Source organism: Saccharospirillum salsuginis (assembly GCF_014651855.1).
GTDB lineage: Bacteria > Pseudomonadota > Gammaproteobacteria > Pseudomonadales > Natronospirillaceae > Saccharospirillum > Saccharospirillum salsuginis.
The window spans coordinates 719,503-738,521 of record NZ_BMXR01000001.1; the positions used below are offsets into that span (position 1 = coordinate 719,503).

21 protein-coding genes and 1 rRNA gene are annotated in these 19,019 nt (G+C 61.4%); 13 read left to right on the forward strand and 9 right to left on the reverse strand.

Features of this window, described 5'->3' with window-relative positions; translation table 11 throughout:
* Positions 1-264: 264 nt before the first annotated feature.
* The 4 genes from IE111_RS03060 to IE111_RS03075 all read left to right on the forward strand — a co-directional run bounded on the left by IE111_RS03060 (position 265) and on the right by IE111_RS03075 (position 3,348).
* The gene (locus tag IE111_RS03060) at positions 265-903 is read left to right on the forward strand and encodes an ATP-binding cassette domain-containing protein (RefSeq protein ID WP_189607001.1); all 639 of its coding nucleotides are present in this window, start codon (positions 265-267) and stop codon (positions 901-903) included.
* Positions 896-1,513, forward strand: a complete 618-nt coding sequence (locus IE111_RS03065) for a CDP-alcohol phosphatidyltransferase family protein (protein ID WP_189607002.1) — start codon at positions 896-898, stop codon at positions 1,511-1,513. Before IE111_RS03060 ends, IE111_RS03065 begins: the two co-directional genes overlap by 8 nt.
* A gap of 268 nt (positions 1,514-1,781) precedes the next feature.
* Complete coding sequence (gene gshB, locus IE111_RS03070; protein ID WP_189607003.1) at positions 1,782-2,834, forward strand: glutathione synthase; 1,053 nt, start codon at positions 1,782-1,784, stop codon at positions 2,832-2,834.
* A 10-nt stretch (positions 2,835-2,844) separates the two neighbouring features.
* On the forward strand, positions 2,845-3,348 hold the full coding sequence (locus IE111_RS03075; protein ID WP_189607004.1) for a GNAT family N-acetyltransferase: 504 nt from the start codon (positions 2,845-2,847) through the stop codon (positions 3,346-3,348).
* Positions 3,349-3,366: 18 nt separating this feature from the next.
* On the opposite strand, the gene IE111_RS03080 is transcribed toward IE111_RS03075, so the two are convergent.
* Positions 3,367-4,401, reverse strand: coding sequence for a sigma-70 family RNA polymerase sigma factor (locus IE111_RS03080; RefSeq protein ID WP_189607005.1), 1,035 nt, complete (start codon positions 4,399-4,401; stop codon positions 3,367-3,369).
* A gap of 142 nt (positions 4,402-4,543) precedes the next feature.
* Between IE111_RS03080 and IE111_RS03085 the strand changes: the two genes are divergently transcribed.
* Positions 4,544-5,413 (forward strand): MerR family transcriptional regulator, encoded by an 870-nt coding sequence (locus IE111_RS03085; protein ID WP_189607006.1) that lies wholly within the window; start codon positions 4,544-4,546, stop codon positions 5,411-5,413.
* Positions 5,414-5,424: 11 nt separating this feature from the next.
* On the opposite strand, the gene IE111_RS03090 is transcribed toward IE111_RS03085, so the two are convergent.
* A complete protein-coding gene (locus tag IE111_RS03090; protein ID WP_189607007.1) occupies positions 5,425-6,468 on the reverse strand; it encodes a GMP reductase in 1,044 nt (347 codons plus the stop codon).
* A gap of 102 nt (positions 6,469-6,570) precedes the next feature.
* On the opposite strand from IE111_RS03090, the gene IE111_RS03095 reads away from it, so the two are divergent.
* A complete protein-coding gene (locus tag IE111_RS03095) occupies positions 6,571-7,074 on the forward strand; it encodes a methylated-DNA--[protein]-cysteine S-methyltransferase (RefSeq protein WP_189607008.1) in 504 nt (167 codons plus the stop codon).
* Positions 7,075-7,184: 110 nt separating this feature from the next.
* Positions 7,185-8,309 carry a succinylglutamate desuccinylase/aspartoacylase family protein gene (locus IE111_RS03100; protein WP_189607009.1) on the forward strand — a complete coding sequence of 375 codons (1,125 nt, stop codon included), beginning with the start codon at positions 7,185-7,187 and terminating at the stop codon, positions 8,307-8,309.
* Between the two features lie 64 nt (positions 8,310-8,373).
* Here IE111_RS03100 and IE111_RS03105 read toward each other — a convergent pair whose 3' ends face one another.
* The 5 genes from IE111_RS03105 to IE111_RS03125 form a co-directional block, all read right to left on the reverse strand.
* Complete coding sequence (locus IE111_RS03105; RefSeq protein WP_189607010.1) at positions 8,374-8,628, reverse strand: YfhL family 4Fe-4S dicluster ferredoxin; 255 nt, start codon at positions 8,626-8,628, stop codon at positions 8,374-8,376.
* A 28-nt stretch (positions 8,629-8,656) separates the two neighbouring features.
* Positions 8,657-9,160 (reverse strand): pantetheine-phosphate adenylyltransferase, encoded by a 504-nt coding sequence (gene coaD / locus IE111_RS03110; RefSeq protein ID WP_189607011.1) that lies wholly within the window; start codon positions 9,158-9,160, stop codon positions 8,657-8,659.
* Positions 9,161-9,239: 79 nt separating this feature from the next.
* The gene (locus tag IE111_RS03115; protein ID WP_189607012.1) at positions 9,240-10,646 is read right to left on the reverse strand and encodes a coniferyl aldehyde dehydrogenase; all 1,407 of its coding nucleotides are present in this window, start codon (positions 10,644-10,646) and stop codon (positions 9,240-9,242) included.
* A 253-nt stretch (positions 10,647-10,899) separates the two neighbouring features.
* Positions 10,900-11,523 (reverse strand): 16S rRNA (guanine(966)-N(2))-methyltransferase RsmD, encoded by a 624-nt coding sequence (gene rsmD / locus IE111_RS03120; RefSeq protein ID WP_189607013.1) that lies wholly within the window; start codon positions 11,521-11,523, stop codon positions 10,900-10,902.
* On the reverse strand, positions 11,524-12,405 hold the full coding sequence (locus IE111_RS03125; RefSeq protein ID WP_189607014.1) for a hypothetical protein: 882 nt from the start codon (positions 12,403-12,405) through the stop codon (positions 11,524-11,526). It lies immediately after the preceding gene.
* Positions 12,406-12,551: 146 nt separating this feature from the next.
* Here IE111_RS03125 and ftsY point away from each other — a divergent pair, with 146 nt between their 5' ends.
* From ftsY to trmB, 6 genes are all read left to right on the forward strand, one after another.
* Positions 12,552-13,544 (forward strand): signal recognition particle-docking protein FtsY, encoded by a 993-nt coding sequence (ftsY, locus tag IE111_RS03130; RefSeq protein WP_189607015.1) that lies wholly within the window; start codon positions 12,552-12,554, stop codon positions 13,542-13,544.
* Entirely contained in the window at positions 13,541-14,218 is a 678-nt protein-coding gene (gene ftsE / locus IE111_RS03135) for a cell division ATP-binding protein FtsE (protein ID WP_189607016.1), read from the forward strand. The genes ftsY and ftsE overlap by 4 nt, the downstream gene beginning before the upstream one ends.
* Positions 14,215-15,183, forward strand: coding sequence for a permease-like cell division protein FtsX (gene ftsX, locus IE111_RS03140; protein WP_189607017.1), 969 nt, complete (start codon positions 14,215-14,217; stop codon positions 15,181-15,183). The genes ftsE and ftsX overlap by 4 nt, the downstream gene beginning before the upstream one ends.
* A gap of 215 nt (positions 15,184-15,398) precedes the next feature.
* Positions 15,399-16,271, forward strand: a complete 873-nt coding sequence (gene rpoH / locus IE111_RS03145; protein ID WP_229805173.1) for an RNA polymerase sigma factor RpoH — start codon at positions 15,399-15,401, stop codon at positions 16,269-16,271.
* A 52-nt stretch (positions 16,272-16,323) separates the two neighbouring features.
* Positions 16,324-16,737, forward strand: coding sequence for a DUF423 domain-containing protein (locus IE111_RS03150; RefSeq protein WP_229805175.1), 414 nt, complete (start codon positions 16,324-16,326; stop codon positions 16,735-16,737).
* A gap of 30 nt (positions 16,738-16,767) precedes the next feature.
* Positions 16,768-17,463, forward strand: a complete 696-nt coding sequence (trmB, locus tag IE111_RS03155; RefSeq protein WP_189607018.1) for a tRNA (guanosine(46)-N7)-methyltransferase TrmB — start codon at positions 16,768-16,770, stop codon at positions 17,461-17,463.
* 3 nt (positions 17,464-17,466) lie between these two features.
* On the opposite strand, the gene IE111_RS03160 is transcribed toward trmB, so the two are convergent.
* Both IE111_RS03160 and rrf read right to left on the reverse strand, forming a co-directional pair.
* Positions 17,467-18,282 carry a GNAT family N-acetyltransferase gene (locus tag IE111_RS03160; protein ID WP_189607019.1) on the reverse strand — a complete coding sequence of 272 codons (816 nt, stop codon included), beginning with the start codon at positions 18,280-18,282 and terminating at the stop codon, positions 17,467-17,469.
* A gap of 397 nt (positions 18,283-18,679) precedes the next feature.
* Positions 18,680-18,795, reverse strand: a 5S ribosomal RNA gene (gene rrf, locus IE111_RS03165).
* Positions 18,796-19,019: the final 224 nt, after the last annotated feature.

Sequence of the window (19,019 nt, forward strand, 5' to 3'; positions counted from 1 at the left end):
GGAGCCGAGGTATCCTTCCATGGTGGGCAGTGCCCACCCTACTCGACGGCGAAACCATTCATGACATGAGAATTAGTATTGGAGCAAGCCACCAAACTGAGCGTCGGTGGCCTGGGGTTCCCATTCGGGGATGTCGGCCGCCCGGACGGCGGCCGTCAAGCCCCCATGGATGGGTTTACGGCGACCCCGAATGGGAACCCCAGGTCGCCGGCGCGGCCGATTGGCACTCACTCATATTCAACGGACAAACCACAGACCTCAACCATGACCTTTGAACTGAAAAACGTGACTGTGACACTGGACGAACACCCGCTGTTCGCCCCTTTGACCGTCCAGTTGGACAAAGGCCAGATCGGCACCATCATGGGCCCCAGCGGCTCCGGCAAATCCACATTGTTGGCCGCTATCTCCGGCACCCTGCCGCCGACCTTCGACTGCACCGGCGACATCCGGCTGAACGGCCGCTCCCTGCTCGACGTACCGGTCGAGAGCCGCCAGGTCGGCATACTGTTTCAGGACGACCTGCTGTTTCCGCATCTGAACGTCTACCAGAACCTCGTCTTCGCATTGCCCCGGGGCCTGTCCAAATCCGAGCAACGCGAACGCATCTGCAGCGGGCTTATCGACGCCGACATGGATCGCTTCGACCACCGCGATGTCGCCACCCTCTCCGGGGGTCAGCGCGCCCGCATCAGCCTGCTGCGCACCCTGCTCGCCGAACCCAAGCTGATCCTGCTCGACGAACCCTTCGCCAAACTGGACCTGCAACTGCGCGGCCAGTTTCGCGACTTCGTGTTCAACCGCATCACCGACCTCAATATCCCGGCGTTGCTCGTCACCCACGACCCCGCCGACCACCCCGACACCGGCTTACTGATCGAACTGGAGACCGCCCATGCTTGACCGCTGGAGCCTCGCCCTGGTCAAACCCCCGCTGAGAACCCTGGCCAAGAGCCTCAACCGCACCGGTCTCGGCGCGGACACCGTCACTCTCTCCGGTTTCGTTGTCGGTCTGGCCACCGTGCCGCTGCTCGCGCTGGAATGGTACGGTCTCGCGCTGATCGCCATCGGTCTCAATCGCCTCGCCGACGGGCTCGACGGGGAACTCGCCCGGCTCCGGGGTGCCACCGACGGCGGCGCCTACCTCGACATCGTCCTCGATTTCGTCTTCTACGCCGCCATCATCGCCGGTTTCGCCCTCGCCAACCCCGCGCAAAACGCCCTGCCCGCCGCTTTCCTGTTGTGGGGATTCATGGGCACGGGCAGCAGCTTTCTGGCTTTTGCCATCCTGGCCGAACGGCGCGGGCTGACCAACATGGTCTACCCCAGCAAGGGGTTCTTCTACCTGGGCGGTATCGCCGAGGGCACGGAGACCATCGCCTTCTTCGTCGCCATGTGCCTGTTTCCGGAGCATTTTGTTGTGTTGGCGTGGGTGTTTTTCGGGCTGTGCGTGGTAACGACCTTTACCCGGGTGGTGGGCGGCTATTACACCCTGCGGGGCGAGAACGTGTAGGGCAGAAGAGCCCTAGGGCGATATCCGCCGTTTATACCGTGGCAATCGATTGGCCATTGCCTGGGTGCACATTACGGCAGATATCGCCTGGGGCTCTTCTGCCCTACGGGTTTGGCACCATTGGCTACCCGAGTTACCGAGGCCTGAAAGGCTCCTGATCACTAGCGTAAACCGCCCTACTGGCCTTACACTGCGCGCGCCACTCCCGGTTGCCGATAATGGCCCCGGGGTTTAGGCTCTTATTCGAAATCCGGCACAAGGGTACGCCATGTACATCGCTTTTCTGATCAACGCCTGGGAAGACATTGAACCGGGTAAAAGCTCCACCCTGGTGATGATCCAGGAATGCCTCATTCGCGGGCACAAGGTGGCTCTGCTGTACCCCCAGAATCTGACCGTGCGCAACAATGTGGTCAACGGTTTCTCCAAGGTGATCCAGCCGTTGGAGAAGGTGCCGGAGAGCGTGGCCAGCCTGTACAAGAAGATCCGCTTCGATGAGAAGATGCTGCCGCTGCACGCCTTCGACTGCATCATGGTGCGCAAGGATCCGCCGATCGAACCGACGGTGCTGAGCTTCCTCGACGCGGTCAAGAACGAGACCCTGGTCATCAACGACGTCGACGGCCTGCGCAAAGCCAGCAACAAGCTGTACACCACCACCTTTCACGACCCGGGCAACAAGTTCCTGCCCGAGACGCACGTGTCCAAGAACAAGGAATACCTCAAGCGCGTTATCCGCGAGAGCAAGCAGGACAAGTTGATTCTGAAACCGCTCGACGGCAGCGGCGGTCACGGTGTGATCGTGCTGGAAAAATCAGCCCAGTCGTCGATCAACTCCCTGCTCGACTTTTACATCGACCGTGAACGCAATAACTACGTCATCCTGCAGGAGTTCATCGAAGGTGCGCAGGACGGCGATGTGCGCGTGCTGATGCTGAATGGCAAGGCCATCGGCGCCTACCACCGCAAGCCGGCCGAGGGCGATGTGCGGGCCAACATCCAGGCCGGCGGCAGCGCCCACTCCTGGAAGCTGACCGAAGCGCAGCGCCAGGTATGTCGCAAGATCGGGCCAAAGCTGGTTCAGGACGGACTCGACTTCGTCGGCCTCGACCTGATCGGCGAGCGCCTGCTGGAAGTCAACGTCTGTAACCCCGGCGGCATCACCAACATCAATCGATTGAGCAAGACCAAGCTGCAGAAACAGGTCATCGACTTTCTGGAAGACCGGGTGGCCGAGCGCCGTGAAAAACATGCCGAGCTCGAGCACCTGATGAAGCGACTGTCCGATCTGCGCTCGCGGGATCTGCTCGACAACGACTGACACCCGACCGATGAAAAAACAAACCGGGACGGACATCCACATCCGCTGGAGCCGCCCCGCTGAACTGCGGCGGTTGCTCCAGGATCCGGAAACCTGCCGCCAACTCTTTGGCCAGACCGAATTGCTGCGGGATCTTCTGGATCACATGCGGCGACAGCCCCGGGACCGGATCTGGTATCAACCGGCTCATCTGAGTATCGACGGGCACTGGGTCGCCGCCGGCGGGTTCAAGGGTCCTCCGCAAAAAGGCACGGTGGAAATCGGCTATCGGGTGCATCCCGATTATCGACGCCGGGGCTATGCTTCGGCCCTGACCCGATGGCTGTGCCAGGCCGCCCTGGAGCACCAACTGGACTATGTCGTCGCCGTGACCGCCACCACCAACCTCGCCTCCCAGGGTGTGCTCGCGCACAACGGTTTTGTTCACACCGGGGACTTGCTCAGCGACAGCCAGCAATGGCTGCAACGCTGGCGATACACAGTCCCCAAGCTTTGGACCGGCCTCCCCAAATAATCCCGTCCGGTGGCCGGCTCAGCTCGGCCACGCCTCGCGTAACTTGAGCAGCGCCTCCTTCTCGATCTGCCGTACCCGTTCGCGACTGACGCCCAACTGATCCGAGATTTCCCGGTAGCCATACTCCCGACCATGACCGATGCCGTAACGCATCGCCACAATGATGCGCTCCCGGCGGTCGAGGACGTCCAGAGAACGCCGCACCTGCTCCGAGGCTTCGATTTGCTCACCGGCCTCTTCGGTGGTCGGGTTCGTGTCTTCCAGGGTGTCCGACCAATGGTTACTGGAATCCTCGGTCAGCGGTGTGTCCAGCGACAACGGCGTCAATCCGATTTCCAGATAGTGGCGCACCTGGGTTTCCGGCATCTGCAGCTCCCGGCTGATCAGCGCCGCTGACAGCGTCTTGCCGTACCGCTGCTGCACCGCGACCACCTGACGCTGAAACCGCTTGAGGTCGTCGACGACGTTGGTCGGCTTGCGGATCAGGCTGGCCTGGTTCTTCAGCGCAAGGCGGATGAACTGCTGAATCCAGTAATGGCTGTAGGTCGAGAACCGGGTGCCCTGGCGTATATCGAATTTCTCCAGCGCCCGCATCAGACCCAGCTGCCCTTCCTGCACCAGATCGCGCAAATCCAGCCCCTGGTCGGTGTGCTGATGGGCCACGCTGAACACCAGCCGGATGTTCGAGCCGAGCAGCATTTCGCGGGCCTCGGTCAGGCGACGCCACAGACGGCCGGCCATCGTCGGGCCTTTAAAACGACGCTGGTACCAGCGCCGGGCCTGGTTGAGTTCGCTGTAACTGGGCCGCTTGCGCCACAGGGTGTCCACCCAATCACCGGCTGCCCAGTCCAGATTCGGGTAGCGCTGTTGCCACCAGCCCCGACCGATTCCCTGGGTCAACAGAATCAGCGCACGGACGCTGTCCTGGTGTTGTTTCAACCAATACCGCTCCTGCTCGACCGTCAGCAAAGGGTGCTGCCGGCTCCATTGCGCGTAACTGCTGTATTCAGTCTCTTCCGCCGCCGCGAACCAGGCTGGGTTGTGAGCATTCATAGCGACTCCGATTGATACCTTTCCGGCCTTGGTTCGTACCTTGTATCGATATCGGATCAGAAAAAGGGGATTTCGTTCCCCCAAGCTAGACAGAAGCTGGACAGAGTCAAAATCTTCAACGCAATTGGACGGGAAACGACGAATGACACACGGCAAACGCATCGGCGAAGTGGCCGAACTGGCGGGATTGAGTGTTCACGCGCTGCGGCAGTGGCACCGACGATACGACATCGGGCCAACCGCGCTCAGCGATGGCGGCCAACGGCGCTATACCGAATCGGATATCGAACGCATTCGCTTGATACAACGCCTGCGGCACCAGGGTTTCAGCCTGGCGACGCTGGCGGAATGGCCGTTGGCCCGGCTGCGCCAGCACAACGACCGGGACAACCAACGACATGTCATTGCCTGGTGTGGCCCGAGTTTCACCAGCATGGCCGCGCAATTGCCGCATATGGATTTGTTGCCGGTCGATGCGCCCCACGATCTGCACAGCGGAGCGGACCTGTGGGTGCTGGAGATGCCCACGCTGACCGACGACGTGGTCTCCGGCCTGCCCCCGGCCGAAACTCCGGAGGCCGTCCTCTGGTACGAATTCGCCAATCGTCAGCAGTTACGTACATTGGAGGACCTGGGGTATGAGACGCAACGGGGTCGCCCGCATCCACGCTGGCTGCTGAATCGGTTCGAAGCCACCCAGGCCGGGTTCAGCCAGCAGGAACTGGACATGCTGATCGAATGGCAGCCGGACATCGACTGCGAATGCCCGAACCATCTGGCGCGCATCCTCCGGGAACTGACCGGGTTCGCCCGCTACAGTCTGGAATGCGAGGTGGCCACACCCGAGGAGGCGAATCTGCACCGCAGCGTCTTTGATGACATCCAGAGCGCGCAACGCTCGGTGCTGGATGCGCTTCAGTCCGTGCTGATCGCCGATCGCATTAGTCTGGCCGATCTGATCGCGCAACGCTCCGCGCGCCCCCCGTCGACCAAACAGGCGGAGGACTCCTGACGCCGGATGGGTCAGTCGTTGCGGAAGACCTGGTTTTCCTGTTCCTGGACCCGGATGAAGGTGGTGCGCTTGCTCAGCTCTTTCAGCTTGGCCGCGCCCACGTAGGTGCAGGTGGAGCGCACACCGCCGAGAATGTCGGTCAGAGTCAAAGCGAGGGGACCGCGAGCCGGCACCTTGACCGTCTTACCCTCGCTGGCGCGGTAGTTGGCGACGCCGCCATGGTATTTCTGCATGGCCGTATCCGAACTCATGCCGTAAAACGTCCGGTACTGTCGTCCGTTTTCCTCCACCAGGTCGCCGCCGCTCTCGTCGTGCCCGGCCAGCATGCCGCCCAGCATGACAAAATCCGCACCGGCACCGAACGCCTTGGAGACATCGCCCGGGCAAGTACAGCCACCGTCGGAAATAACATGCCCGTTCAGCCCGTGGGCCGCATCGGCGCATTCGATCACGGCGCTGATCTGGGGGTAACCGACACCGGTTTTGACGCGGGTGGTGCACACCGAGCCCGGGCCGATGCCCACCTTGATGATGTCCGCACCGGCCAACAACAGTTCCTCCGTCATTTCGCCGGTGACCACGTTGCCGGCCACCAGAATATGACTCGGGAAGGCGGCCCGCACACGGGAGACGAAGTTGCCGAAATGTTCGGAGTAGCCGTTTGCCACGTCGATGCAGATAAACACCAGCCGGTCGTCCAGCGCCAGAATCTCTTCCAGTCGCTTGAAATCCGCGTCGGATGTGCCTGTACTGACCATGATCAGGTTGCACACCGCATCGGACGCCGAGGCTAGAAATTCACGCCAGTCGTCTACACTGTAATGCTTGTGCACTGCGGTCAGCAGTTGTTCGTCCGCCATGGCACGGGCCGTCTCGAAGGTTCCGACGGTGTCCATGTTGGCGGCGATGACAGGCACCCCGGTCCAACTGCGATCGGCGTTGCGGAAGTGGTAGGTACGCTCCAGGGAGACTTGGGAGCGGCTTCTCAGGGTAGAGCGTTTGGGGCGGATCATGACGTCCTTGAACCCCAACTTAATGTCATATTCAACGTGCATAATATCCGGTACTCGTTTCATGGAACCGGACGCACAGCTTAGCAGCGGCGAGGGAAATCGCCAGCATTTTCTGACCAACCAGTCGACTTTTCGAGGTGTGCCATGACTCAATCACTCACCGACACCATCGTGTTCGATACGCCACAGGGAGCCTTTCGTATCGACGCACTGGGCGGCCGCATCGTTCAAGCGGCCTTTTGCGAGGAACCGGCGCGCGACAGCGACGTCTCCATTCTCAAAGTGGCCGAGAAGCAGTACCTGCAGTATTTCGACGGCCAGCGGACCCACTTCCAGCTGCCGCTCGCGCCCCGGGGAACGGCGTTCCAGCAACGGGTCTGGCTGGCGCTGGACCGGCTCGACTTCGCCCAGACCTGCACCTACGCTCACATCGCCCAGCAACTGGGTCAGCCGACGGCGGCACGCGCCGTGGCGAGGGCGGTGGCCAGCAACCCCCTGGCCATTGTCATTCCCTGCCACCGCGTGATCGGCCAGAACGGCCGCATCGGCGGCTATGCCTGGGGGTCGGATCGAAAGGCCTGGTTGCTCAAGCACGAGCGCACGGTCATGGGTCTGGACCATCCCGCATCCGGCCGGATTACAGCCTGAGGTCACGAACCCACAGGAAGGCGGCGTCCAATCTGTTCATTACGACGGAGCCTGTTTAGACTCGGCGCTCGAATGAGGCGCCGCGGGCGCCGTTGTCATGGAGTTTTCCGATGAAGACCAAACGCATTCCGATACCGTCGCCGGCCCCCGGGCACGAACGCTTTCTGACGGTCCACGAATTCGGCCAGGGCGAACACAAAGCCTATCTGCAGGCCGGTCTGCATGCCGACGAATGGCCCGGTATGCTGGCCCTTCAACACCTGATGGAACGTTTGATCGCACTGGAAGCCGACGGTCAGCTGACACAACGCATTGTGCTGGTGCCCTACGCCAACCCGATCGGCCTGAACCAGCGGCTCTTCGGCAAGTTTCCGGGCCGTTTCGACGCCGTGACCGGGCAGAATTTCAATCGCGGTATGGCCATCGACAGCGACGATCTGATCGACCGGGTCCGCTCCGAGCTGAGCGACGATGGCGAGGCCAACGATCGCATCGTGCGCGCGACGCTGCGCCAAATGGTCGAGGAACAGTCCCCGGCCTACGAAATCGAGTGGCTGCACCGGACACTGCTCGGCCTGTCGCTGGACGCGACCGTCATGCTCGACCTGCATTGCGACTACGACGCCATGCCGCATGTATTCTACGGCGACCATCAGCGGGACCAGGGTGCCCGGTTGGGCGACTGCCTCGGTTTTCCGATTCGACTGGAAGAGGACGTGCGCGGCGTCGTGGCATTCGACGGAACCCATACCCAGCCCTGGGTGTGCCTGTCCGAAGCCACCGGCAAGCCGTTTTCCCGGCCCTGTTTCGCCGCGACACTGGAATTGCGAGGACAATACGACGTCAGCGACGATCTGGCCCGACGGGATGCCGAGGGCATTCTGGCCTTTCTGGAGTCGGAAGGGTTTGTTCGCGACAGCGGCGCCGAGCACCAACCACCGTCCGGCCTCACCCGGGCCATCAATGTGGACCAGGTCAAGGTCATTCCGGCGACGGCCAACGGCCTGGTCACCTATCACAAGGAACTGGGATCCCGGGTCGAGACGGGGGATCACCTGGCCGACATCGTTGTTCTGGACGCCGACGGTCCCAAGCGGTTGGCGGTCACGGCCCCGACCGGTGGCGTGTTCTTCAGCCGCACCCACAGTCACTTGGTCTATCCGGGCGCGAGCCTCGGAATGATCGCCAGTGACGAACGCCACATCGAGCCGGGTCAGCAATTGAGTTTTCGGTAATAACGGGGGGAATCCGCGCGCGGAGCAGGCACCGGGCCGCTCCGCATCGTTCAGGCGAGTGCGCTCAGGCCTGGGCGGCCATGATGCGTTCGTACTTGTCCATCAACTGGGCTTCGGATTCGACATGCCCGGGGTCCTTGGGAATGCAATCGACCGGGCACACCTGCTGGCACTGGGGTTCGTCGTAGTGACCGACGCACTCCGTACACAGAGCCGGGTCGATCTCGTAGATCTCGTCCCCTTCGGAAATCGCGTTGTTCGGGCACTCGGGCTCGCACACATCGCAGTTGATGCATTCATCGGTGATGTAGAGGGCCATAGGGTCTATCCTCGAAAGCGGCGTCGGTTCAGCCTTTCGCTTCCGACTGCTGCTGTTGGTAAATCTCGGCCAGGGCCTTTTGCACGATGGGGTGGACCATCTTGGTCACGTCGCCGTTGAGCAGGGCGATCTCCCGTACGAACGTCGACGATATGAAAGAATATTGCTCCGACGGCGTCAAAAACAAGCTTTCCACATCCGGCGCCAACACCCGGTTCATGTTGGCCAACTGAAACTCGTATTCGAAATCGCTGACCACGCGCAGGCCGCGCAGAATGGTGTGAGCGCCCTTGGTTCGGGCAAATTCAACCAGCAGATTGTGGAACCCTTCCACCTCGACGTTACCCATGCCCTGGGTCACTTCCCGTGCCATGGCCACCCGCCGTTCCAGACTGAACAGGGGTTTTTTCTTAGGACTGGCCGCTACGGCGACGATGACCTTGTCGAACTGGCGCAGGGCGCGCTCGATCAGATCCATGTGCCCATAAGTGATGGGATCGAAGGTTCCTGGATAGACAACAGTACGGGCCATGCGGGGCTCCCCGGTTTCAAACGCGGGCGAATGTTACCTCAGCCGCCCCCGGGGTACAAACGCGGGCGGCGGCGGCCGGTCAGCGGATGAAGAGTTTCTTGATCAGGCGGTGAGGCCAGCGATCGTAGGGCGGGTAGACCAGCTTGAGTGTGCTGAGGCGTTGCTTGCCGACCACCGGTTTGAGCTTCGAGAAAGTCTCGAACCCGTCATCGCCGTGATAATGCCCCATGCCGCTGTGGCCGACACCGCCGAACGGCAGATTCTCCAGCGCCACATGGAACAGCGCATCGTTGAACACCAGGGCGCCGCTGTGGGTGCCTTCGGCGAAGCGTTGGCGCAGCGCCTTGTCGAAACCGAACACATAGAGCGCCAACGGACGTGGCCGGTCGTTGACGAATGCGATGGCGTCGTCGAGGTCGTCGTAGGCGATCACCGGTAGGATGGGGCCGAAGATTTCGTGCTGCATCAGGTCCGCTTCAGGGTCGACGCCGGTGACCAATACCGGCGGGATCTTGCCCCCCACCGGTTCACCGCCGGGCAGGTCGGCGCTCCAGTGCAGTTGCGCACCCTGTGCCTCGGCCTGGCGCAGATAGCCCATCAACCGCTCGCGCTGCCGGTCGTTGATGATGGCCGAGTAGTGCGAATTATTGAGCACATCGTCGTACTGCTCCCGCACTTCCTGCAGGAAGAAGTTGACGAAATCCTCCACCCGTTCGGCCGGACACAACACGTAATCCGGCGCCACGCAGGTTTGGCCGGCATTGAGGCAGTTGGCGAAGACCAGACGCTCGGCCGCTTCACGCACGGGTATGCTGCGGTCGATCACAACCGGGCTCTTGCCGCCGAGCTCCAGCGTGACCGGCGTCAGGTTGCGGGCGGCGGCGGCCATGACGTGGCGTCCCACCGCGGTCGAGCCGGTGAACAGCAGGTGGTCGAACGGTAACTCGGAAAATGCCCGCGACACCTCGACTTCGCCATTGACCACCGTCAGCACCTCCGGGTCGAAGTGTTCGCGCACCAACCGCGCGAACAGCTCGCCGAACCGGGGCGTGAATTCGGAGAGCTTGACCATGCAGTGATTGCCGGCCGCCAACGCCGAGGTCAGCGGTCCGACAGCGAGATAGAGCGCATAGTTCCAGGGCACCATGATGCCGACAACGCCGAGCGGCTGGGGTGTGAGCCTGCCCCAGGCCGGTTGAAACAGCATTGGCAGCAGGCGACGACGGGATTTCATCCAGCCCTTCAGATGCCTGAGCGCATGGTTCAGGCCCAGAATCGACGGCAGAATCTCGGCATTGACGGTTTCGTGTACGGAGCGACCGCCAAAATCCTCATTCAGGGCCTCACCGATGGCATCCTGGTTATCCAGTATCAGTTGCTTGAGGCGCAGCAACCGATCGCGGCGCTCCGCGTAGCTCGGGTAGGGATGCTGCCGATAGGCTTGCTTCTGGGTCTCGAACAGGGCGTGCAATGAATCCTGCGACATGGCTCTTCTCCTCTGATGAGGCTCACACTAGAAGGCAACTGACCCATGGTCAATTAGCGTCGGCGGGCGCCCATCGATTGATGACAGCCGGAGAGTCAATGCAGGCGCTAGCCCGCCGATCTTTTACGTGGAATACAGGGAGGCAGACCCAGAACAGTAGGTTGGATTAGCGCGTGAGCGCGTAATCCAACTTCCAAATCGTGCCCGTAAAGCGGACCATGCCAATGATGAACCTGTTGGATTACGCCTTAGGCTAATCCAACCTACTATTATCGGACAGCCCCCGAGGCAACCGCCACAATCGCTGTGTCACATCGCCGGAAGTTTTCTCCTTCTCCGAAATCCAGCCTTCCGGTGGCAACAGCGACCGGTCCTTCGGGGATTCAATATAAACGAAGGCACCCGGTTTCAGGCACCCACTGGCCACCAGGGCGTCCAGCACGGGCTGCCACAGATCGGCGGCGAACGGCGGGTCGATGAAGACGCCGTCGAGGCTGGCGGGGGCCCGCTGCGCCACCCACTGCAAGGCATCGGCCTGTTGCACCTGAATCGGCCCCTGTAAAAGCCCGGCGGCTTCCCTGAGCGCGCGCACCGCGCCCGGATGCGTCTCGATCAACCACACTTCGTCCGCTCCGCGTGACGCGGCCTCCAGGCCCAGGGCACCGGTGCCGGCGAAGAGGTCGGCGACCCGGGCCGCCGGCAGTTCGAATTGCAGCCAGTTGAACAGGGTTTCACGCTGGCGGTCGCCGGTCGGGCGCAAGCCGTCCAGGTCGGCTATGGGCAAACGGCGACCCCGATAGTCGCCGCCGATGATGCGCAAGGTGCCCGCGCCTTTGCCGGAATTCGGTTTGCGTCGTGATGCAGGACGTTTGGCCATTCAGAGCTCGCTCAGTGTTCGTTCACGTTGTTCGTTGACATCGGTCAGGGTAATGGACGCCAGGCGCTCGGGCTGGGTCAGCAGGAAATCCAGCGGCAGGCCATAGACCGCCGTGGTCACCAGATAACGATGAATTTGCTCACCGCTGCGCTCGCGCTGTTCGGCCGCCGATTGATAGGCGGCCAGCACCGGCTCCAACTCGGCTTCGGTGACCGGTCCCAGCGCCTCGGGCGCCAGGGTCTGATTGATCAGCACCTCGCTGGGGCGCCCCCGATGGTCCCAGCGCACTTCGGGCTCGTAACCGCTCAGTCGCTGCTGCAGTACGCCCACCCACAGCAGGAAGGCCAGCTGCCGTTGCGACCCCATCGGCGGCGACGTCAATCGCGTCAGTGCCGGCTGCGGCGCGACCTGGTTGTCGACCCCGGTACCGGCCAGCGGAGCTGTCAGCCGACGCGCTTCCGCCCGAAGGTCAGCCGTCAGGGGCCCGGACAACACCAGGTCGCGCCGGTCGCCGTCCGGCAGCCATTGCTGCAGGAAATCGACACTGGTTTCCAGCGCACGTCGATCGGTCGGATTGACCACGGTCACCAGGAAGCGACCGCCCTGTCGGGACGTGCGAATGGCTTCCGCATCCGGCAGGGTCATCGATTCGGCGGGAATTCGATCCTGAATGACGGTCAGCCGCACGGTGCGGCTGTCGGGCAGCTCGACGGTCCACAAATGGTCGTCGCGCTGGAACTCGATCCGGTCCAGCGACCAGATCAGGCGCTCCGGCCCGGACGGCGCTTCATCCGAATCGGGACCGAGCTGATTCAGCACGAAGATCAGCGGAATCGTGATGTATATGATGATCCAAAGGGTACGGCGACTGAAGTGAAACATAGGTCGATCGGTCGTTCAGGGACACCCAATGTACCGGAGCGTGCGGTGAATCGCTATCCTGTGCTTTGGCTGGCACCGGCAATTTGCTAGCATACGTCGGCTGTATTATCCCTCCACTGGCATCAACACAGGCACCGATCACCATCATGCTGGGCTTTGGCAAAAAGAAATCCAAGACCGAACAGGACACCACTCCCGCCACCGAGGAGAAAACCTCCTGGTTCGGCCGCATCAAACAGGGGCTGGGTCGCACCCGGGCCAGCTTCACCGAGGGTGTCGCCTCCGTCTTCCTGGGCAAGAAAAGCATCGACGACGACCTGCTGGAAGAACTGGAAACCCAGTTGCTGACCGCCGATGTCGGCATCGACGCGACCCAGGCCATTCTCGACGAACTGGTCGAGCGGGTCGGGCGCAAGGAACTGAAGGACAGCGACGCCCTCTTCCAGGCGCTGCGCGATACGCTGGTACACCAGCTGCAGCCGGTCGAGGCACCGCTGGCCATCGATGGGACGCACAAACCCTATGTCATTCTGGTCGTCGGCGTGAACGGCGTCGGCAAGACCACGACAATCGGCAAGCTGACCAAAAAGCTTCAGGGCGAGGGTCGTTCGGTCATGCTGGCCGCCGGGGACACCTTCCGGGCCGCCGCCGTGGAGCAATTGCAGACCTGGGGCGAACGCAACAATGTCCCGGTGATTGCCCAGCACACCGGTGCCGACAGTGCTTCGGTGGTGTTCGATGCCGTCCAGGCCGCGCAGTCGCGGGGCGTGGATGTGGTTATCGCCGACACCGCCGGCCGCCTGCACAATAAAGAAAATCTGATGAACGAGCTGGCCAAGGTCGTGCGGGTGATGAAAAAGCTCGACGAAAATGCTCCGCACGAAGTGCTGCTGGTACTGGACGCCGGCACCGGCCAGAACGCCATCAGCCAGGCCCAGGCCTTTACCGAGGCGGTCAACCTGACCGGCCTGGCGCTGACCAAGCTGGACGGCACCGCCCGGGGCGGGGTGATCTTCGCACTGGCCAAGAAGCTCGGCCTGCCGGTGCGTTTCATCGGCGTGGGCGAGCAACTGGACGATTTGCGGCCTTTCACGGCCGAGGATTTCGTCGACGCCCTGCTGGATACCCGCGCCGAATGATTCATTTCGATCAGGTCAGCAAGCGTTACGAAGGCGGGCATGAAGCCCTGTCGAGCGTGTCCCTGCACATCGAAAAGGGTGAAATGGTGTTCCTGACCGGCCACAGCGGCGCCGGCAAGAGTACCATGCTGAAACTGATCACCCGGATCGAAAAGCCCTCGTCGGGCCAACTGCGGGTCAACGGCCAGTTGCTGAACCGGCTCCGGGCCTATCAGGTCCCTCATTTCCGGCGCCATCTGGGCATCGTTCACCAGGATCATCAACTGCTGATGGATCAGACCGTCTTCGACAACGTCGCCCTGCCGCTGATCATCGCCGGCGAGCATCCGAACGATGTTACGCGCCGGGTGCGCGCCGCGCTCGACAAGGTCGGTCTGCTCAAGCGCGAGAAATACCAACCCATCCAGTTGTCGGGCGGGGAACAGCAGCGCGTCGGCATTGCCCGGGCCGTGGTCAAGAAACCCGCCATTCTGCTGGCCGACGAGCCCACCGGTAATCTGGACCCGGCGCTGTCCAAGGACATCATGCGATTGTTCGCCGAATTCAACCGGGTCGGCACCACGGTGCTGATCGCCAGTCACGACCTGGGGCTGATCGCCCGCCTCAATTATCGGGTCGTGTCGTTGCAGGAAGGCCGTCTGCTCACCACCCCCTTCAGCGGAGCGGCATCATGACGGCCCAGTCCGCCCGAAAGGCCACCAACCGACGCCGTGTGACCGGCGAGTCCAACCGTTCCGCCTGGTTGCGCCACCACAAGGACAGCGCCCTGTCCTCGCTGATGCGACTGGTGCGCAACCCGGTCTCCAGCGCGCTGACCTGGTTGGTGATCGCCATCGCCCTGACGCTGCCCACCCTGTTCTATCTGGCGCTCAGTTCCCTGCAACAGCAAACCGAACAGTGGCAGGAAGGCGGCCAGATCACGCTCTATCTGCGCAGTGAGGTCAGCCAGGACCAGGGCGAACGACTCACCGGCGAACTGGACGAGCGGCCGGAGGTCCTGCGCGCCTATTACATCAGCGCGGACGAGGCCTGGACCTCCTTCCGTGAGACCCTGACCCTGTCGTCGGATTCGCTGAATCTGGAGGGCAACCCGCTGCCGGCCAGTATTGTCGTCATACCGACCCAGCAGAACAGCAGTCAGTTGGAGGCGCTCCGGCTGATCATCGACGGGCTGCCCGAGGTCGAGGATGTTCAGCTCGACCTGGCCTGGATCGACCGCCTGAACCGCTTTCTGGAATTGATTTCCAGCCTGGTGACCGGCCTTGCGATTCTCCTCGGTATCGCCGTGTTGCTGGTGGTGGGAAACACCATTCGGCTGGCCATCGAATCCCGCAAGGAAGAAATTCGCATCATCAAGCTGCTTGGAGCCACCGAGGCGTTCGTGCGCCGGCCCTTTGTTTACCTGGGTATCTGGTACGGCTTGCTCGGTGGTTTGGCCGCCTGGTTGCTGGTCAGCCTGCTGGCCTGGTGGCTGCATGCACCGCTCGGCGCCTTTCTGAGCACCTATGGCCTCAGTGCCGACATCGCCTGGCTGGGCCCCCGCGAAAGCCTGGTTCTGGTGGGCTCGGCGATCGGTGTGAGCCTGCTGGGCGCGCGCATTGCGCTGTGGCGCCATCTGCGGGATGCCGAACCGCGTTAGAATGGTCTGCGGTGATCCAGTCCAAAGACTTGATCGTAATCAAGATGTCAAAGACGGCCTGTATTAGTCTGATGCTATTGCCGGTATCAATAGACTGTATTGGTTTGCACAACTTTTACCGGCCACGCTAGGGGTGATATGGGATTTCTGGTATTATTACCAGTGAATTAAACTGCATCCACCGTTACTGACACAGTGATGGGGAGGGAGATAACGTGAAACTGAACAACAGTGTTCCGGCCCTGGCGCTGGACTCTCTGGCTCCGGGCCAAAATCTGGAGTCCTACATTCAGGCTGTGAACGCCTTCGATCTCCTGACCGCGGACGAGGAGAAAGAACTGGCCGAGCGTCTTTATTATCAGGAAGACATCGACGCCGCTCGCCGCCTGGTACTGTCACACCTGCGTTTCGTTGTTCACATTGCCAAGAGTTATTCCGGTTACGGCCTCAACCAGGCCGACCTGATCCAGGAAGGCAACGTAGGCCTGATGAAGGCGGTGCGCCGTTTCAACCCGGAAGTGGGTGTGCGCCTCGTATCCTTCGCGGTTCACTGGATCAAGGCTGAAATCCACGAGTTCATCCTGCGCAACTGGCGCATCGTCAAAGTGGCCACCACCAAGGCCCAGCGCAAGCTGTTCTTCAACCTGCGCAGCTCCAAGAAGCGCCTCGGCTGGTTGAACGAGCGTGAAGCGCAAGCCATCGCCGACAGTCTCGGGGTCAACCTCAAGACCGTCTACGAAATGGAAGGCCGCCTGACCGCGCACGACGCCACCTTCGACGCGCCCACCGAGGACGACGACGAAGGCCCGGCTCTGTCTCCGGTGCATTACCTGGAGGCCAGTGGTGCCGACCCGGCGTCTGTTGTCGAGCAGGAGAACTACGAAACCGATGCCAACGAACAGCTGTTCGCCGCATTGGAAGATCTGGACGAGCGCTCACGCGACATCATTCAGAAGCGGTGGCTGAACGAGAATAAAGCCACGCTGCACGAACTGGCCGATGTCTATGGTGTTTCCGCCGAGCGTATTCGCCAGCTGGAAAAGAACGCCATGAAGAAAGTCAAAAAGGTGATGAGCATCGAGTTCTAAATACTCGCCTGTCATCACGCGCGAGAAAGCCGCTGCCTTCAGCGGCTTTTTTATGGCTACACATCAACCGTTAACCGAGCACGATCCCATGCAGCACACCTCCCGGGTTGTTCCCATCGCCGCCGTCATCCTGCTTCTGGGTGTGGCCCTTGGGGCCTTCGGCAGCCATGCGCTGGCGGACCGGGTGATACCGGCCCGGCTCGACACCTGGGACACCGCCGTCCTCTATCAATTGGTGCACGGGCTCGGCCTGCTGCTGGTCGCCCTGCTCGGCCGACAACCCGGCATGCCTTCGCTAGCATTGCCGGCCTGGTCGCTGGGGCTGGGCGTCCTCTTTTTCAGTGGCAGCCTCTATGGGTTGGTACTGCTCAATCAACCGCTTCTGGGCGCTGTCACGCCCCTGGGCGGTGTTCTCTTCCTGATTGGCTGGGGTTCCCTGGCCTGGCAATGCTGGCGCGCCGGCTGAACGCCGACGCCGACTTCTACGGACCAACAGATGACTCAAGAACGCACGCCCATTCAACGCAAGATTCGCAGTTTCGTCATGCGCACCGGGCGCATGACCGAAGGCCAGAAGCTGGCCATGGACAATGGCTGGCCAAAGTTCGGCCTGGAACTCGGCGACGGCCGGATCGAACCGGAGAAGCTCTTTGGTCGCGATGCGCCCAGGGTGTTCGAAATCGGCTTCGGAAACGGTGACTCTTTATTCGAGATGGCCCAACAGGCACCGGAAAAAGATTTCATCGGCGTGGAAGTGCATACCCCCGGCGTGGGTCGATTACTGCATCATATTCTGGAGGCCGGCGCGGAGAATATTCGCATCTACAAGGAGGACGCCGTCGAGGTACTGAGCGATTGTCTGCCCGATGCCAGTCTGGATACCATCCAGTTGTTCTTCCCGGACCCCTGGCACAAAAAGCGCCATCATAAGCGCCGCATCGTTCAACCGGAATTCGCGCAGCTGGTCCGCCGTAAACTGAAAAGCGGCGGCACCTTCCACATGGCGACGGACTGGGAAAACTATGCCGAACACATGATGGACGTGATGGAAGCCGCCGAAGGTTTTGAGAACACCGCAGGCCAGGGCCAGTTCCAGCCGGGCCGTCCGGCCCACCGCCCCGAAACCAAGTTCGAGCAGCGCGGCAAACGGCTGGGCCATGGCGTCTGGGATTTGATCTACAGGAAGATATAACCGCTAGACGGCTTCGGCTTTCGGCCACCAACACAAACCGGCCTCGCGCTCGACGATGCGAAAGCCCAGGTTCTGGTACAGCACCGTGGCGTGATAATGCGCATCGGCGATGATCACCTGCCGATCCGCATACTGCGCCACCCATTGAGCCAGATGATGGATGAGTGTCCGGGCAATGCCTCGGCGGCGATATCCGGACAACACCATCACATCCTGAAAGCGCGCCAAGCCATTCAGGTGATAAACACCCGCATAACCGATCAGTCGCCCGGCATCGAACACACCGTAGAAACGCCCACACCCCTGCTCATCGAGCGCCCGATAGATGTTCATCCGCCCCAGGCGGTAATGCCGAAAATCCGATTCGGCATGCCCCTCGTCGCGAGCCTCGACACCGATCTCTACCCATTGCTGCCAATCCGATTCGTCCGTTAGCGGTCGGATCTCAAAGTCGGTATTCAATTGATCGGGCGTGATCAGGTCGTGTGAGTTCATCGCCAGAATGTGCTCTTCCTGATACTGGTAGCCGGCCTGTTTGAACCGCTCCACGATCTCCATCAGATCGTTTTCGTTGTAGCGCCACAGGAAGGTGCGGTGGCGAATGCCGGCTATGGATTTGAACGCCTCGTCGAAACAGGCTTCCCATTCCTCGCGGGTTTTGGAGGCGAGGGGTTGTTTCAGGGCGAGGAGGTTGCCGAAGAAATAATCCGGGCTGTTTGGGGTTTTGAAGATCAGATAATCGTCACGGTCGTCGAGTTCGGACTCGAGATGGCTGACGACGTATTCGCTTTGGATGCCCAGGCTTGTTTTGAGGTTCATGGTAGGGATGGGTCGGTTGAGGTTTTCGCTATGATGGCATTGATGGTGGTTGAACAGTAGGTTGGATCGGTACGTCTGGTCCGGCACTCCGGCATCGGTAGCGGAGCGTAATCCAACGATGGCGACCCCGGTAAGGACCGGTGCCATTGGTATGATGTTGGATTACGCCTGCCGGCTAATCCAACCTACGACAGAGGCGGTCGTCATTGACGGCGAGAGCGGTATCCTCCCCTGGTGGGCGGTGCCCACCCTACGGGTACGGTGCCACCATGTAGGGTGGGCACTGCCCACCATCGAACCTTACTGTGCCCCGGAGCACTCCATCGGCACGCCAATGTCCCGACCCCACAACGCAAAAACCCCCGATACCTATCGGTACCGGGGGTTGGTATTAAAAGCTTGACGATGACCTACTCTCACATGGGGATACCCCACACTACCATCGGCGAGGCTGCGTTTCACTTCTGAGTTCGGCAAGGAGTCAGGTGGTTCCACAGCTCTATCGTCGTCAAGCAAACTGGTTGGTGACTGCGGTATGGTTCAGGATCGCTCTATGGCTTTCCCGTTTCGGTGCAGTACACCCAATTCGCACTGATCAAGTTCTGTCTCTCAAGTCTCGGTCTGTCACCAAGCACCTTCAATTCTTCGTCTTGCGTTACGGCGCCAACACCCCTTGGGCGTTATATGGCCAAGCCGCACGGGCCATTAGTATCGGTTAGCTCAACGCCTCACAGCGC

Excerpts from the sequence above, each read along its gene's own strand:
- IE111_RS03060 (WP_189607001.1), top strand. The coding sequence starts at position 265 with ATGACCTTTGAACTGAAAAACGTGACTGTGACACTGGACGAACACCCG.
- IE111_RS03065 (WP_189607002.1), top strand. The coding sequence starts at position 896 with ATGCTTGACCGCTGGAGCCTCGCCCTGGTCAAACCCCCGCTGAGAACC.
- gshB (WP_189607003.1), top strand. The coding sequence starts at position 1,782 with ATGTACATCGCTTTTCTGATCAACGCCTGGGAAGACATTGAACCGGGT.
- IE111_RS03075 (WP_189607004.1), top strand. The coding sequence starts at position 2,845 with ATGAAAAAACAAACCGGGACGGACATCCACATCCGCTGGAGCCGCCCC.
- IE111_RS03080 (WP_189607005.1), bottom strand. The coding sequence starts at position 4,401 with ATGAATGCTCACAACCCAGCCTGGTTCGCGGCGGCGGAAGAGACTGAA.
- IE111_RS03085 (WP_189607006.1), top strand. The coding sequence starts at position 4,544 with ATGACACACGGCAAACGCATCGGCGAAGTGGCCGAACTGGCGGGATTG.
- IE111_RS03090 (WP_189607007.1), bottom strand. The coding sequence starts at position 6,468 with ATGCACGTTGAATATGACATTAAGTTGGGGTTCAAGGACGTCATGATC.
- IE111_RS03095 (WP_189607008.1), top strand. The coding sequence starts at position 6,571 with ATGACTCAATCACTCACCGACACCATCGTGTTCGATACGCCACAGGGA.
- IE111_RS03100 (WP_189607009.1), top strand. The coding sequence starts at position 7,185 with ATGAAGACCAAACGCATTCCGATACCGTCGCCGGCCCCCGGGCACGAA.
- IE111_RS03105 (WP_189607010.1), bottom strand. The coding sequence starts at position 8,628 with ATGGCCCTCTACATCACCGATGAATGCATCAACTGCGATGTGTGCGAG.
- coaD (WP_189607011.1), bottom strand. The coding sequence starts at position 9,160 with ATGGCCCGTACTGTTGTCTATCCAGGAACCTTCGATCCCATCACTTAT.
- IE111_RS03115 (WP_189607012.1), bottom strand. The coding sequence starts at position 10,646 with ATGTCGCAGGATTCATTGCACGCCCTGTTCGAGACCCAGAAGCAAGCC.
- rsmD (WP_189607013.1), bottom strand. The coding sequence starts at position 11,523 with ATGGCCAAACGTCCTGCATCACGACGCAAACCGAATTCCGGCAAAGGC.
- IE111_RS03125 (WP_189607014.1), bottom strand. The coding sequence starts at position 12,405 with ATGTTTCACTTCAGTCGCCGTACCCTTTGGATCATCATATACATCACG.
- ftsY (WP_189607015.1), top strand. The coding sequence starts at position 12,552 with ATGCTGGGCTTTGGCAAAAAGAAATCCAAGACCGAACAGGACACCACT.
- ftsE (WP_189607016.1), top strand. The coding sequence starts at position 13,541 with ATGATTCATTTCGATCAGGTCAGCAAGCGTTACGAAGGCGGGCATGAA.
- ftsX (WP_189607017.1), top strand. The coding sequence starts at position 14,215 with ATGACGGCCCAGTCCGCCCGAAAGGCCACCAACCGACGCCGTGTGACC.
- IE111_RS03150 (WP_229805175.1), top strand. The coding sequence starts at position 16,324 with ATGGCTACACATCAACCGTTAACCGAGCACGATCCCATGCAGCACACC.
- trmB (WP_189607018.1), top strand. The coding sequence starts at position 16,768 with ATGACTCAAGAACGCACGCCCATTCAACGCAAGATTCGCAGTTTCGTC.
- IE111_RS03160 (WP_189607019.1), bottom strand. The coding sequence starts at position 18,282 with ATGAACCTCAAAACAAGCCTGGGCATCCAAAGCGAATACGTCGTCAGC.